14 protein-coding genes are annotated in these 14,028 nt (G+C 57.6%); 8 read left to right on the top strand and 6 right to left on the bottom strand.

From position 1 onward, the window contains the following. Window positions 1-75: 75 nt before the first annotated feature. Together ACIQ1A_RS00145 and ACIQ1A_RS00140 are read left to right on the top strand one after the other, a co-directional pair. A complete protein-coding gene (locus tag ACIQ1A_RS00145; RefSeq protein WP_395769055.1) occupies window positions 76-330 on the top strand; it encodes a SemiSWEET transporter in 255 nt (84 codons plus the stop codon). Between the two features lie 24 nt (window positions 331-354). Further along, window positions 355-2,181 (top strand): DUF4153 domain-containing protein, encoded by a 1,827-nt coding sequence (locus ACIQ1A_RS00140; protein WP_395769054.1) that lies wholly within the window; start codon window positions 355-357, stop codon window positions 2,179-2,181. 1 nt (window position 2,182) lies between these two features. On the opposite strand, the gene asd is transcribed toward ACIQ1A_RS00140, so the two are convergent. Then, window positions 2,183-3,025 (bottom strand): archaetidylserine decarboxylase, encoded by an 843-nt coding sequence (gene asd / locus ACIQ1A_RS00135; RefSeq protein ID WP_395769053.1) that lies wholly within the window; start codon window positions 3,023-3,025, stop codon window positions 2,183-2,185. Continuing rightward, window positions 3,022-3,648, bottom strand: a complete 627-nt coding sequence (locus ACIQ1A_RS00130; protein ID WP_395769052.1) for an SCO family protein — start codon at window positions 3,646-3,648, stop codon at window positions 3,022-3,024. The genes asd and ACIQ1A_RS00130 overlap by 4 nt, the downstream gene beginning before the upstream one ends. A 77-nt stretch (window positions 3,649-3,725) precedes the next feature. On the opposite strand from ACIQ1A_RS00130, the gene prmB reads away from it, so the two are divergent. The 4 genes from prmB to ACIQ1A_RS00110 are packed head-to-tail and all read left to right on the top strand — an operon-like array spanning window position 3,726 to window position 8,264. Beyond that, the gene (gene prmB, locus ACIQ1A_RS00125; RefSeq protein WP_395769051.1) at window positions 3,726-4,646 is read left to right on the top strand and encodes a 50S ribosomal protein L3 N(5)-glutamine methyltransferase; all 921 of its coding nucleotides are present in this window, start codon (window positions 3,726-3,728) and stop codon (window positions 4,644-4,646) included. A gap of 9 nt (window positions 4,647-4,655) precedes the next feature. After that, entirely contained in the window at window positions 4,656-5,765 is a 1,110-nt protein-coding gene (aroC, locus tag ACIQ1A_RS00120; protein ID WP_395769050.1) for a chorismate synthase, read from the top strand. 26 nt (window positions 5,766-5,791) lie between these two features. Beyond that, complete coding sequence (locus ACIQ1A_RS00115) at window positions 5,792-6,808, top strand: aspartate-semialdehyde dehydrogenase (RefSeq protein WP_395769049.1); 1,017 nt, start codon at window positions 5,792-5,794, stop codon at window positions 6,806-6,808. A 19-nt stretch (window positions 6,809-6,827) separates the two neighbouring features. Then, a complete protein-coding gene (locus ACIQ1A_RS00110) occupies window positions 6,828-8,264 on the top strand; it encodes a FimV family protein (protein ID WP_395769048.1) in 1,437 nt (478 codons plus the stop codon). A gap of 3 nt (window positions 8,265-8,267) precedes the next feature. On the opposite strand, the gene ACIQ1A_RS00105 is transcribed toward ACIQ1A_RS00110, so the two are convergent. From ACIQ1A_RS00105 to ACIQ1A_RS00095, 3 genes are read right to left on the bottom strand one after another with little or no spacing between them, the layout of a single operon-like run. Beyond that, complete coding sequence (locus ACIQ1A_RS00105) at window positions 8,268-8,666, bottom strand: hypothetical protein (protein WP_395769047.1); 399 nt, start codon at window positions 8,664-8,666, stop codon at window positions 8,268-8,270. Beyond that, the gene (tesB, locus tag ACIQ1A_RS00100) at window positions 8,663-9,547 is read right to left on the bottom strand and encodes an acyl-CoA thioesterase II (RefSeq protein WP_395769046.1); all 885 of its coding nucleotides are present in this window, start codon (window positions 9,545-9,547) and stop codon (window positions 8,663-8,665) included. The genes ACIQ1A_RS00105 and tesB overlap by 4 nt, the downstream gene beginning before the upstream one ends. Further along, the gene (locus ACIQ1A_RS00095; protein ID WP_395769045.1) at window positions 9,544-10,128 is read right to left on the bottom strand and encodes an N-acetylmuramoyl-L-alanine amidase; all 585 of its coding nucleotides are present in this window, start codon (window positions 10,126-10,128) and stop codon (window positions 9,544-9,546) included. The genes tesB and ACIQ1A_RS00095 overlap by 4 nt, the downstream gene beginning before the upstream one ends. Before the next feature lie 66 nt (window positions 10,129-10,194). Between ACIQ1A_RS00095 and ACIQ1A_RS00090 the strand changes: the two genes are divergently transcribed. Together ACIQ1A_RS00090 and rlmKL are read left to right on the top strand one after the other, a co-directional pair. Then, window positions 10,195-10,713 (top strand): alpha/beta fold hydrolase, encoded by a 519-nt coding sequence (locus tag ACIQ1A_RS00090; RefSeq protein ID WP_395769044.1) that lies wholly within the window; start codon window positions 10,195-10,197, stop codon window positions 10,711-10,713. Next, on the top strand, window positions 10,710-12,842 hold the full coding sequence (rlmKL, locus tag ACIQ1A_RS00085; protein ID WP_395769043.1) for a bifunctional 23S rRNA (guanine(2069)-N(7))-methyltransferase RlmK/23S rRNA (guanine(2445)-N(2))-methyltransferase RlmL: 2,133 nt from the start codon (window positions 10,710-10,712) through the stop codon (window positions 12,840-12,842). Before ACIQ1A_RS00090 ends, rlmKL begins: the two co-directional genes overlap by 4 nt. A gap of 44 nt (window positions 12,843-12,886) precedes the next feature. Here rlmKL and ACIQ1A_RS00080 read toward each other — a convergent pair whose 3' ends face one another. Beyond that, entirely contained in the window at window positions 12,887-13,993 is a 1,107-nt protein-coding gene (locus ACIQ1A_RS00080; RefSeq protein ID WP_395769042.1) for a polyamine ABC transporter substrate-binding protein, read from the bottom strand. Window positions 13,994-14,028 lie beyond the last annotated feature (35 nt).

Genomic DNA, 14,028 nt, shown 5'->3' with positions numbered 1-14,028 from the left:
CGTCCGTAAATGGGGTTTCGTACATTGTGCCATACGCTGTGGGTATAATCGCAGCATGACCCCATCGAGACTGCCATGAACGCAACTGAACTGTTCGGCTTCCTGGCCGCCACCCTGACCACCGTTTCTTTCATTCCGCAGGTCATCCAGGTCTGGCGCAGCAAGCAAACCCAGGATATCTCTCTGGGCATGTATGCGATATTCACCGCCGGCATCTTGGCATGGCTGGTTTACGGAATTTTGCTGGAATCGACACCGATCATCGTCGCCAACAGCATCACCATTGTATTGGCCGGCTCGGTGTTGGCCATGAAACTCAAATACGGCTAAACGCCAAACATCAGGAAATCAGCCATGAGCAGCGTTGAAAGCTATGTTCCGAAATCCTCGGTTAGCCGTTCCGTGGCGGGAAGCCGTCTATTGATTGGCTTGCTTCAGGGGCTGGTGCTGTATCTGATTTACCAAGCTGCAGAGAGCCGGCTCTGGGTCGCCGGAAATTCGGCCTTGTTCGCCCCTTTGCTGTTGGTCATGACCCTAGTGCCCGTGCTGCTGATCTCGGCGCTGGGTCATATGCCTTCACGGACACTCTGGCGCTGGTTGGTGCCAGCCGCTGCCGTTCTGGCGCTGCTCGGGTTCTATGACATCTGGCGCGGAATCGGGGCGCCGTACTGGGATACCCAGAAATTTGCTGAGGATGCCCGTTATCCTTCGCCACAGTTCTGGTTGCATGCCGTCGCCGGATTTTTCATCGCCCATGCCATGGTCGGTGCCGCTGTTCTTGACGGACGCCTGATCGCCGGTTACCGGAGTTATTTCGAAAGCGCAACCAAGCTGCTGATCCAGTTTGCCTTCGCGGCGTTGTTTACCGGCATCATCTGGTTGGTATTGCTGCTCGGTGCAGCCCTGTTCGACATGATCAAACTGGCATTCCTCAAGAATGTGCTGGATGAGCCGTGGTTCGCCATTCCCGTCACCACCTTCGCGTTCGCCTATGCCATGCACATCACCGATGTCCGTCCGGCCATCGTGCATGGCGTTCGCAGTCTGGTGCTGGTGTTGCTGTCCTGGATTCTGCCGGTGGCCGTGTTGTTGATTGGCGGATTCCTGCTCGCCTTGCCGTTTACCGGATTGGAACCGCTCTGGGCCACCAAAGCGGCCACAGCGCTTCTGCTGGCGGCATCGGCGGTGCTGGCCATTCTGATCAATGCTGCTTTCCAGGATGGCAGTGTCACTGAAGAAATTGCTCCTTTGATTCGTTTCATCGCCCGGATTGCCGCCGCGCTGATTTTGCCCTTGGCGTTGATTGCCACCTATGCCCTGAGTCTGCGGGTCGGTCAATACGGTTGGACGGTCGACCGTCTGGTGGCGGCGTTCTGCCTAGTGGTCGCCTTGTGTTGCGGCTCAGGCTATTTCTGGGCGGCGCTGCGCAGCCCGCAGTGGCTGTCGCGGATCGCACCGGTCAATATCGGCACCGCTTTCATTCTGCTGTTCCTGTTACTGGCTATTTTCTCGCCGGTGCTCGATCCGGCACGTATTTCCGTCAACAGCCAGATGGCGCATCTCAAAGCAGGCAAGGTCAATGCTGAAAAGTTCGATTACGACTACCTGCGTTTCCAGGGGCAACGTTTCGGCACGGCTGCTTTGAAGAATCTGGCCGCCACTTCATCCGGGAAAGATGCTGCCGTCATCACCATGAAGGCGAAAGCCGCGCTTGAAAAAGACGCGCTGTGGAATGCACAACCGCAAAAAATCGACCGCAAGTTACTGGCTCTGAACCTCAGCGTGCGAACCCCGGGGCAGGTTGTTCCGGAAAGTTTTCTGGCGCAGAACTGGCAGGAAAGCATCAAAGACAATGCATGGAAGTATCCGGACTGCCTGCATGACAGCGGTAAGTCCTGCGATGTCTTTTTAGTGGATTTGACCGCCGATGGCGTTTCCGAGGTGCTGATCCGTCAAGAGGTTGGGCCGCTTTTCGTATTCCGCTTGAACAAAGGCGGATGGGAGCATGAGGGCAACATCTCGGTCCCGCATGATTGTGGACCGATCAATGATGCCCTGCGGCTTGGACGTATTGCCGCCGCACCGGCTCAAATGGCGGATGCCGTCATCGCCGGTAGCCACTACCGCTTGGTCAAAGATGCACCGCTGACCTGTCCGCCGATTTCTGCCGGCAAGCCATAAATCAGCTCAGGCAGAGGCCCAGGCGCTTGCCGAGTACGGTCGGCGCTTGATGTTCAAATTCATCCAACTGCACAGCCCCTTCGGGGAATAACAAAATCACGGTCGATCCGTAGTTGAAGCGCGCCATTTCCGCAAAGCGTTCCAGGCGGATGTTCTTGCCACGGAAATCAAGCCGTTTCGGCGCATCGGCGTATTCCGGGATATTGACGCCATTCCAGACCGTTTCCACGCCGGAAACCAACATCGCGCCCACCATCACCGAACACATCGGCCCGAAGTCGGTGTCGAAGTGGCAGACCAGGCGTTCGTTACGGGCGAACAGGCGGGGGACATCGGCCACCGTGCCCGGTGACACACTGAACAGACGTCCCGGAACATGCAGGGTTTCGGTCAGCGTGCCGGCCCAGGGCATGTGCACGCGGTGGTAATCGCGCGGCGACAGGTAGATGTTCATGAATACGCCGTTCGCGTAGGCCTTCGCCATTTCGGGATCACCCAACAGTTCGGCAGCGGTGTAGTCCTGACCTTTGGCCTGGAAGATGCGTCCGTTTTCGATTTTTCCGCATTGGCTGACTTTGCCATCGGCCGGCAGAATCAGCGTCCGTGGATCGGCATCCGGACTGCGGGCGCCGGGTTTCAGGGCGCGGGTGAAGAAGGCATTGAAGCTTTCGTAGCTGTCCGGGTCGGAATTGGCGGCTTCCGCGAGATTGACATCGAAATTGGCCAGAATCGTGTGGATGAAACGGTGTTTGATCCAAGGGGTTTTCGAATACGCCAACCGGTGGGCTAGGTGCGAAAGCAACCGGTGCGGCAGCAGGTACTGTGCGAGCGAGGCGATTTTCATGGGCGGGCTTTTGCCAGTGCAAGCAGATCCGCGCCGATGGCCTCCGGCTTGAGGGGTGGGCGGATGATGCCGGCAAATTCGGCCTGCGGATTGAGCAGCACCAAGGTGGCTGAGTGATCCATGGTGTAGGAATCCCCCTGTGGAACTTTCATGTAGACCAAGCCGAGCGAACGGGTGAATTCCGTTAATTGCGGTTCAGCGGCAGTGGCCGTCAGGGTGTCTTTATGGAAATAGGCGGCGTATTCGGCGATTTTTTCAGGCGTGTCGCGTTCCGGGTCGATGGAAACAAACAGCAGTTTGGGCTTGGACTTCAGTCCAGCTATATCCCAAAGAGCTTGTGCGCGTGCCATATCGGTCAAAGTCGTCGGGCAAACATCGGGGCAATGGGTAAATCCGATAAATACGACCGTCCAGTGGCCTTTGAGCTGCTCGGCAGTGAGCGGTCCAGTTGCGCTTTGCAACTGAAACGGGGGCAGGGCGCGAGGACTGTCAATGACCTTGGCCGCCGTCAGCGCCGGCAACGGCTTGGCAGGCAATACCGGCTTGAACACGGCCACCGAGAGCGCCAGGCCAAGGCCAGCTGCCAATGCGGCAATGAGGATCAGGAGGATTTTTCGGTTCATGCGAAGGCTCTAAAAGGCGTTTTTCAGCCTGAATTATAGCCTCTGGGGCTATAATACGGGTATTGAATTGCACCGGAATGACCATGACCGCCGAATTGTCCAGCATCATCGATTTCATCCGTTACGGAGCGAGCGCATTCGGCCGCGCTGGTCTGACTTTCGGCCACAGTTTTGACAACGCCTTGGATGAGTCCACCCAATTGGTGTTGCACGCCCTGCATCTGCCGCATGATATCGGACCGGCCTATGGTCAGGCCCGATTGACTGCCGAGGAAAAGGAGGCCGTTCTGGCGCTATTCCGGCGTCGTATCGATGAGCGTATTCCGGCCTGTTACCTCACTGGCGAGGCTTGGTTCGCCGGTCTGAATTTCAAGTCCGACGCCCGTGCCTTGGTGCCCCGCTCGCCGATTGCCGAGCTGATTGAGTCCGGTTTCGAGCCGTGGTTGGGTGGTCGCCCTGTGCATTCAGCGCTGGATCTGTGCACAGGTTCGGGCTGCATTGCCATTGCGATGGCCCACTACAACCCCGATTGGCGGGTCGATGGCGTCGATATCTCGGATGAGGCGCTCAGTCTGGCGGCTGAAAACAAAGCCCGACTTTATGCCGACAACTGCCATCTCATCAGAAGCGATCTGTTTTCGGGACTGGTCGGTAAGGTCTACGACCTGATCGTGACCAATCCCCCCTATGTCACCAATGACGAAACCGATGCGCTGCCCAAAGAGTATGCGCATGAACCGGATCTGGGACTGCGTGCCGGCGACGATGGTCTTGATTTCGCCCTCAAGATCCTCCGTGATGCTCCCGCGCATCTGTCCGAACATGGCCTGCTGATTTGCGAAGTCGGTGAAAGCGAGCGCCACCTGATGCAATTGTTGCCGGAGGTGCCGTTCGCCTGGGTGGAGTTCAAAGTCGGTCAGATGGGAATTTTTGCGATTGACCGCAACGATATCCTCGCCCATCATGAACGCATCAGCCAACTGGCGTCCATTCGCTAAAGGAAACCCGTGTCGGACAACTGTTTCGGAAAACTGTTTACAGTCACGACGTTCGGCGAAAGCCACGGCCCCGCCATCGGATGCGTCATCGACGGCTGTCCGCCTGGAATCGCCATCAGCCCCGGGGAGTTCCGGACCGATCTGGCCCGCCGCGCTACCGGCAAGACCCGTCACACATCCCAGCGTCATGAAGCGGATGACATCGAAATACTCTCGGGCGTTTACGCTGGACGAACCACCGGCACGCCCATCGCCTTGTTGATCTGCAACACCGATGCCCGCTCGAAGGATTATTCCGGCATTGCCGAACAGTTCCGTCCGGGCCATGCCGATTACACCTACCATCACAAATACGGTATCCGTGATCCACGTGGCGGCGGACGGTCATCCGCGCGTGAAACCACCATGCGTGTGGCGGCCGGAGTAATTGCCAAGAAATGGCTGTTCGAAAGCTACGACATCCAGATTCATGCCGGCATCAACCAGATCGGACAGCTGCAGGCCCTTATGCCTCAGGCCGTGGATTGGTCGGTGGTCGAAAGCAACCCGTTTTTCTGGCCTGTCGCAGCGCAAGTGTCTGAGCTCGAGGCCTTGCTCGATGCCGCCCGCAAGTCCGGCGACTCCCTGGGTGCCCGGGTTTTCGTGCAGGCATCCGGTGTACCGGTCGGTTGGGGACAACCTATATATGGCAAGCTCGATGCCGAAATCGCATCCGCCATGATGTCAATCAATGCGGTCAAAGGTGTTGAAATCGGTGCTGGATTCGCCTCGGTCAGCCAGCCCGGCAGCATGCATCGCGACTTGATGAGTGCCGAGGGCTTCCTGAGTAATCAAGCGGGCGGCATTCTCGGCGGTATCAGCACCGGGCAGGACATCACCTGTCAGGTCGCCTTCAAACCGACATCCAGTCTTCGTCTGCCCGGCAACAGTCTCGATTCCGAAGGCAATTCAGTCGAAGTCGTTACCACCGGCCGTCACGACCCCTGTGTAGGGTTACGCGCACCACCGATCTGTGAAGCCATGCTGGCGCTATGCCTGATGGATTTGGCCTTGCGGCACCGCGCCCAATGCGGGGATGTTCCCGCCCAGACACCACTGGTTCCGGGTCGCCCCCTTTGACTCCCGATACCCCGTAGAATGCACGAATGATGAAAACATTTACTGTTGCAGTTGTTGGCGCCACCGGCGCTGTTGGTCAGACCATGCTTTCTATCCTGCAGGAGCGCCGGTTCCCGGTTGCATCCCTGCATGTGCTTGCTTCTGAACGTTCTGCCGGCGAGCAGATTGAGTATGACGGTCGGAAAATCACGGTACAGGATCTGGCCGGCTTCGATCCAACCGGAGTCGATTTTGCACTGTTCTCTGCCGGCGGCTTGATTTCAAAAGAATACGCCCCCAAGTTCGTGGCAGCCGGTGCCATCGTCATCGACAACAGCTCCGCGTTCCGGATGGATGCGGATGTGCCTTTGGTGGTTTCCGAAGTCAATCCCAAGGCATTGGACAGCATCCCGCGCGGAATCGTTGCCAATCCGAACTGCTCCACAATGCAGATGCTAGTGGCGCTTGCACCAATTCACCGCGCAGTCGGCATCAGCCGGATCAATGTCGCCACCTACCAATCGGTTTCCGGCGCTGGCCGTTCCGCATTGGAAGAGCTCGGCCGGCAGACCGCCAACATCCTCAGTTTCAAAGATCCCGACCCGAAGCGGTTTCCGGTGCAAATCGCATTCAATCTGATTCCGCACATCGATGATTTCCTCGATAACGGCTACACCAAGGAAGAAATGAAATTGGTGTGGGAAACCCGGAAAATCCTGGGGGATGAAAGCATCCAAGTCAATCCGACTGCGGTCCGTGTCCCGGTATTCTACGGACACTCGGAGGCGGTACATGTCGAAACACGAAAAAAAATAACCGCGGCTGAAGCACGCAGCCTGCTTGAAAAATCACCAGGAGTGACGGTAGTCGACGACCGTACTGCAGGCGGCTACCCGACCCCGGTGACCCACGCCTCCGGTACCGATGCCGTCTATGTCGGTCGTATCCGCGAGGATATTTCCTGTGAGAATGGCTTGAATATGTGGGTGGTTTCCGACAATATCCGTAAAGGCGCGGCACTCAATGCGGTACAGATTGCCGAGCTTTTGGCGAATAAACGGTGATTGTCGTCTGGGGAAAAACATGACCCGAAGTACATACAAGCTGATCGTACTTTTGGTATTCGCTTGGCTATCTTGTCTGCCGGCTTATGCAGTTACGCTTGGCCAGGTGCAGATGCAATCCGGACTCGGTCAGCCGCTGTCCGCACGCATACCGGTTTATGATGCCGATGACGCGGACTTGCAGTCGCTCACGGTGCAATTGGCCTCCGAAGATGCGTTTCGCAGGCTTGGCATAGACCGTAATATTTACGCTGATCTTCAGGTCCGTCTTCAAATCGATGATTCGGGTCGTCCGTTCGTGCAGTTGAGCACAGCTCGCCCCTTTTACGAACCGGTTCTGAACATCCTGATTGATGCCAGTTGGCGCAACGGAGGCCGGCAAATCAAGGAAATGACGGCTCTGGTCGATCCGCCCTTCATATCCAAGGCAGCCGTACAGACCATCGATGCCCCTGAGGTGACGCTGACGCCGGTCGTTGCAGCGCCGACGGCAGCGCCCATCACCCGGACAGCGGCTGTGCCGACCGGGTCTGAACCGAAACCGGCGCCGATGGCTCAGAAGCAGTCAGTGCCTGAACCGAAACCAGCGGAAGAGTCCCCGCCGAAACCGGCGCCTGTCCGTAATGTTTCAGCGCCAGCTTCCGCTTCGCCTGCTCCGGCTATCCGCCAGATTCCAGCGACACCGGATAATCAAAGGGAAGTCCAAAACGGCGAAAGCCTTTACACCATCGCCATTGCGCACAAACAGACACAAACCTCTACGGTCAGCCTGAACCAGATGATGACCGCCATCCAGCGCGCCAATCCGGAGGCGTTTATTCAGGGCGATGCCAACCGTCTCAAACGCGGTAGTATTTTGCGTCTTCCCGACGAAGAGCAAGTGCGCGCTCTGTTGCCGGATGACAGTGCAGGGTTGCTTGCTGGGCAGTGGGCCCGGAAAGTTCAGGCCCAGCCGGCCCCAGTGCTTGGCGCGGCCAATCGTCTTAGCCGCCCATCCACGGCGCCAGTAGCGAATGGTCCGGGCAAGGCGCTTCCACTCAATCAAGGGCGACTCAAAATCGTGCCCACGGTAGGTACCATGAACAATGCAGGCAGTCAGTCCGGCGCCAGTAAATCGGGCCAAGGTGCGGAACTCCGTGCCGAAAATTCCCTCACCCAGGAAGAAATAGTCGCCCGACAGGCTGAGATAGCCAATCTCCGGAACCAGCTCGATGAAGCCGCCAAGTTACAGACAGAGAGCAAACGCCTTATCGAGCTCCAGAACTCCCAGATCAAACAGCTGACGGAGCGCATGCAGCAATTGGAAAAAGGCGAACAGCCTGGAAATACTGCGACCGCGGCTGTACCGACTGCAGTGACGGCTTCTGATCCCTGGTACTACAGCCCTTATGCGGCATTTGCTGCGCTGCTGCTGATTGCAGGCTTGCTCGGTGTTCTGCTTAAACGTCGTCGTTGAAAATCAGGTCTGATTCATCAGACGGATTCCCTGAATCACCATCAAAGCGATGACGGCCACAAGCAGCGCCATGCGCGCTTTGTTCAGTCGGTCTGCCGGTGCAGGGATTGATTTCTTCTGTTGCCGATAGCTTTCGGGTATATAGGATTCTGGGCTGGCATCCAGTAGCCCGTTCTCCAAGAGTATCTCGCGCGCGCGCCGGTAATCGTCGGCGCGTAAGACCCAGAGCTGGGGCTGGGGCTCATTCGATGCAGATTGGCGCTCGTTATAGCTGAACCCGCGACGGGAATAGGTCTTGTAGCTGCGGCCGCCTACGATTTTGGTAGCGATATCCGCGTCTTCAAAAAGTTTACGGACATGTTCGACGTTCTCGAGTCGTGCCGAGCTGAACATCATCCTCATGCCGACTTCTCCATATGGCCATCGGTCACCCGAATCAGGCCCTCTTGCGCAACCGAGGCTACCAGAATGCCGTCACGTGTATAGATGCTGCCGCGCGCCAGTCCACGTGCGCCACTGGCGGACGGGCTGTCGAGCGAATACAGCAGCCAGTCGTCAATGCGGAACGGCCGATGGAACCAAAGAGCATGGTCAAGCGAGGCCATCTGTACATTGTGTTGGTAATAACTGATGCCGCTGGGAAAGGTGCTGGTACCGAGTAGATAGAAGTCGGAGGCATAAGCCAGCATGGCACGGTGCATATTGGCATCATCACCGATTTTATCCATCAGCCGGAACCAAACCTGCTGGTAGGGCGGCCGCTTGCTTGGGTTGAGTTCGTCGCGGGGATATACCGGACGCATTTCGAAGGGTCCCATGCGGGAGAGCCAGCGCTGCATTTTCGCTGAAAGTCCGGCCATGACCTCCGGGCTTGGCGGCGTCTGCGGCGGTACATCTTCGGGTTGCGGCACTTCCGGAATGTGGAACTGATGCTCGACGCCCGGTTCCTGCTTTTGGAACGAGGCTGCAAACACCAGAATGGGTTTGCCGTGCTGAATCGCGGTTACCCGGCGGACGGAAAAGCTGTGGCCGTCGCGCGAACGGTCGACATCGAACACGATGGGCGCGTCGATATCGCCGGCACGCAGAAAATAAGCGTGCAGCGAGTGAACGGTGCGTTCGTCATCCACCGTCTGCTGGGCGGCACTGAGCGATTGTCCCAGCACCTGGCCGCCGAACACGTATTTGGTTCCGATATCCCGACTCTGGCCACGGAACAGGTTTTCTTCCAGACGTTCCAGGGTCAGCAGATCGATTAGTTCGTTGACGACAGGAGCACTCATGCCGTGGCCTCCGGTAGCAGACGGGTCAAACCGGTCTCGGACAGAATCCGCGACCAAGGAAAATGTGGGCCAGGATCGCACTTGCGGCGAACCCAGCGTTCGGGATTGTCACTGGCCTCGACCTCCGCCGTATCAAGGTCCTCATGCCCGGCAATAAGCTGCAGATTGGGGAGAACAGTCTTTAACTGCAGAAGCAATGCGGAAGTCGCCCGGATTTGCATGTCCGTGTAGGGTTCGTTCATGTCTTGGTGGTCGCTGCGGTACCAGTCCGGGTAACGGCCGGTATTGACCAACTCGATGCCAATAGCGCGCGGATTGTAGCCACGGGTGTGATGCGCGACGAAATCCGGGCCAACATAGCAATGCACGCCACCATCGCGGTCGATGTAGTAATGCCCGCTATTGCCGGTGCCGGCAGGATAAAGAACACGCTCGCCGTATTCGCGGGCCATGGCCAGATCGGGCAGTTCGGTACAGTGCATCACCACCAGGTCGATCTGGGCGATTTCGCGGACATCCAACTTCGCTTCATAGGGCAGTCGGTCTTGTCGGATTGGCCATGCGGGGCTTAAATCATTCATAATGGCGACATAATACCATCGCCGGCCGGTCGCTTTCAGCATCCGGGCTTTAACGGGAACAGCTGCATGAGCGGACACGTCATCATTTCGCACGGACTCAACAGCGGGCCCGATGCCACCAAGGCCACGGCACTGGCGCAGGCCTGCGATTTGCTGGGCTGGAGCTGCGAGCGCCCGGATTACCGGGATCTGGACACTGTCATGCCGCCTTTGGGCGATGTTCAGTCCCGGATTGCACGCCTGCAGGAGCTCACCGCCGCCATCAACGGCCCGGTCGTTCTGGCTGGGTCCAGCATGGGGGCCTTCATCTCTGCTCAGGTCTCCTTGCGCATGCCGGTCCGCGGTCTGTTCCTGATGGCACCACCGATTAGTCTGGAAGGCCATGAAATGCGTCTACAGACATCCGCCGTGCCACTTTCGATTGTGCATGGTTGGCACGATGAACTTATACCCGCCGATGATGTCGCCCAATGGGCCAAGCACCATCAGGCCCGGATCTGTCTGGTCAATGACGATCACCGGCTGGGTGCGCATGTCGACTTCTGTGCCCAGCAATTCGCGCTGTTCCTTGGCGGCTTGTCGTGAAGTTCTTTTTATCCTGCGCCAAAGGCCTGGAGTATCTCCTGGTCGACGAGGCCGCCGCCATGGGTGTCAAAGCGACCGCCACGATGGCCGGGGTCAATGCCGAGGGTAGCCTGAGCGATGCGCTCGGACTGGTGATGCATTCGCGACTGGCCTCTCGGGTGCTGTGGCCGATTGCCCATTTTGACTGTCAGAACGAACAGGACCTGTATCAGGGCGTACATGCCATTGATTGGGCGAAGCATATCGGTCCGGGTGCGACCTTTGCCATTGATGCCCGCATTTCCAGCCAGACCCTGACCCACGAGCGTTACGCGGCGCAGCGCAGCAAGGATGCCATCGTCGACCGGCTTCGCGCCCAGACCGGAACGCGCCCCGATGTCGACGTTGAACATCCCGATGTGCGCATCAACGTGCACGTGCGGAAGGACAAGGCGGATATCGCCGTTGATCTGGGTGGCGGCTCTCTGCATAAACGCGGCTGGCGTCAGGAGCAGGGCGAGGCGCCGATCAAGGAAAATCTGGCTGCCGCGATGCTCTATCGGGGCAAATGGCTGCAGGTTTACCGGGAAGGCGGTGGTCTGCTGGATCCGATGTGCGGCAGTGGCACGCTGCTGATTGAAGCGGCATTGATGGCCGCCGATGAAGCGCCCGGCCTGCATCGGCATGGCGACAATCTGCCGACCAAGTGGCTCGGCTTGGATGTCGAGGCTTGGCAGTCGCTACGAACGGAGGCGCGCCGACGCGCCGACGACGGACGCAGTGCGCTGAAGCCGGTGTTTACCGGATACGACACACAGGCGGATGTGTTGCGCAAGGCCGTGGCCAATTGCGACCGGGCTGGACTTGCCGAGTTAATCCGGTTCGAGCGGCAATCCGTTTCGCAATTGAAAGCGCCACTCCAGTCTTCAGGTCTGGTCGTCTGCAACATGCCGTATAACCAGCGCTTGCAAGCCGATACGGCCCTGTACCGCGAAACCGGCGATGCATTGAGTGCCTGCGTTCCCCAATGGCGTGCTGTTCTATTGTGCGGCAACGATGAGCTGGCTTATGCCACCGGTCTGCGCGCGAAGAAGAAATACGAGTTCCATAACGGAGCGCTGCCCTGCACCTTGCTGCTTTGTGATCCGGTGTTCAGCCCTCGTCTGGAGCGGGACGGCCCCAAACTGCTCGGTGACGGTGCATTGATGGTGGCCAACCGGCTGCAGAAGAATCTGAAGAAGTTCGGCAAGTGGGCGAAGCAGAACGATATTTCCTGTTATCGCGTCTACGATGCCGATCTGCCCGAATACGCCGCCGCCATCGATCTCTATCCCGAGGATGACGGCGAACACCGTCTGTTCCTGCATGTACAGGAATACGAAGCTCCGTCCGAAATCCCGGAAGAAACGACCCGTCGCCGCTTCGGTGAACTGCTGCAGGCGGTCGAATCGGTGTTTGCATTGCCGCGTGCACAGGTCTCGGTGAAAACGCGCCGACGGGGCAAGGGCGGCAGCAAATACGGTCGCATGGATGATACCCACGATTTCATCCAGGTCAAGGAAGGGGTGTCGAAATTGTGGGTGAATCTGTTCGACTATCTGGATACCGGTCTGTTCCTCGATCACCGTCCATTACGGCTGCGTTTGGTTGCCGAAGCGCGCGGCAAGCGTTTCCTGAACCTGTTCTGCTATACCGGTAGCGCCAGTGTGCAGGCGATTGCAGGTGGCGCTGCAGCTTCGACTTCGGTGGATCTGTCGGCGACCTATCTGGATTGGGCCGAAGCTAATTTCGAATTGAACGACATCCAGGGTGGAAGCCATCAACTGGTCAAGGCCGATGTCGTGGAATGGCTTGGCAACTGCCGGCAGAAGTTCGATCTGGTGTTCTGCGATCCACCGACATTCTCGAATTCAGCCAGCGCCGCGGATTTCGATGTCCAGAAAGACCATATCGCTTTGCTTGAAAAGATCATGGCAGTCGTTGCCGATGATGGCGTATGCTATTTCTCGAACAATTTCCGGAAGTTCAAAATGGATGTCGCCGCCGTATCGGCCTTTGCAGTGATTGAGGACATTTCGGCCCAGACCATTGATCCGGATTTCGAGCGCAATCCGAAAATACATCGCTGCTGGAAACTGACAAAAAAATAAACCCGGCGGAGCGGGTTCATTTTTAATTCAATGTGCTTCGTGAGTCACTTTCCGGTTTTGATGGTCGTCCACAAACGCACGCGCTCACGCTGTACATCCGCCGGGAAACTGACCGGATCGACCAGCTTGGCACTGACCTCGGCATTCGGATACACCGACTCATCGGCAGCCAGTTCGGGGTCGAGCAGGGCCCTTGCCGGGGTGTTTGGAGTGGCATAGGACACGTAATTGCTGATATCCGCGGCAATCCGGGGTCGCAATAGATAATCGATGAATTTCATGGCGTTGGCCTTGTTCTTGGCATCGCCAGGAATAGCCATGACATCCACCCAGCGAACAGCACCTTCTTTTGGAATGAAAAATTCGATTTCAACACCGTTTGCGGCTTCTTCGGCTCGGTCACGCGCCTGGAATATGTCTCTGGAGTAACCCATAGCAACACAGATGTCACCGTTGGCGAGATCGGAAATGTACTGCGAGGAGTGGAAATACTTGATGTTGGCACGCGTGCCAAGGAAGGCCTGTTTTGCGGCTTCCAGCGCTTTGCTGTCGGAAACCCTCGGATCCACGCCTTTCCATAGCAGTGCCGAAGAGATGGCATCCTCCGGATCGTCCAGAACGGCGATGCCGCATTGCGCCAGCTTGCCGGCGGTTTCAGGATCGAAAACCAGCGACCAGCTGTCGATTGCGGCATCCGGCCCGAGGATTTCACGGACTTTTTTCAGGTTGTAGCCGATACCCGTGGTGCCCCACATGTAGGGGACGAGCTTGGCGTTGCCCGGATCGATGGCTCCCAGCGATTTCAGAATCGCCGGGTCGAGATTGCCCAGATTGGCGAGTGCGCCCTTGTCCAGGTCTGTGTAGACGCCAGCGGCGATCTGCTTTTCGGCAAACGGGCGGGCGGAAGGAAATACCAGATCGTAGCCGGAGGAACCTGAAAGCAGTTTCGCTTCCAAGGTTTCGTTACTGTCGTAGACGACCTTTATCCCGGTTTCCTTGGTGAATCCGGCCACGGTATCTTCGGCGATGTAATCGTTCCAGTTGTAGACATAAAGGACCTTGGAGTCCGCTTCGGCTTTCCTTGCTTCTTCCTTGTTGCCGCACGCGCTCAGCGCTGCACAGACGGCCAATATCAAGACTGCTCTTTTCATGGCTGTTTCCTTATGGTGTTTGGTCAGATTCTAGC

Source organism: Arenimonas sp. (assembly GCF_044353605.1).
Classification (GTDB): Bacteria; Pseudomonadota; Gammaproteobacteria; order Xanthomonadales; family Xanthomonadaceae; genus Arenimonas.
This window is presented reverse-complemented; position numbering and strand designations above follow the sequence as displayed.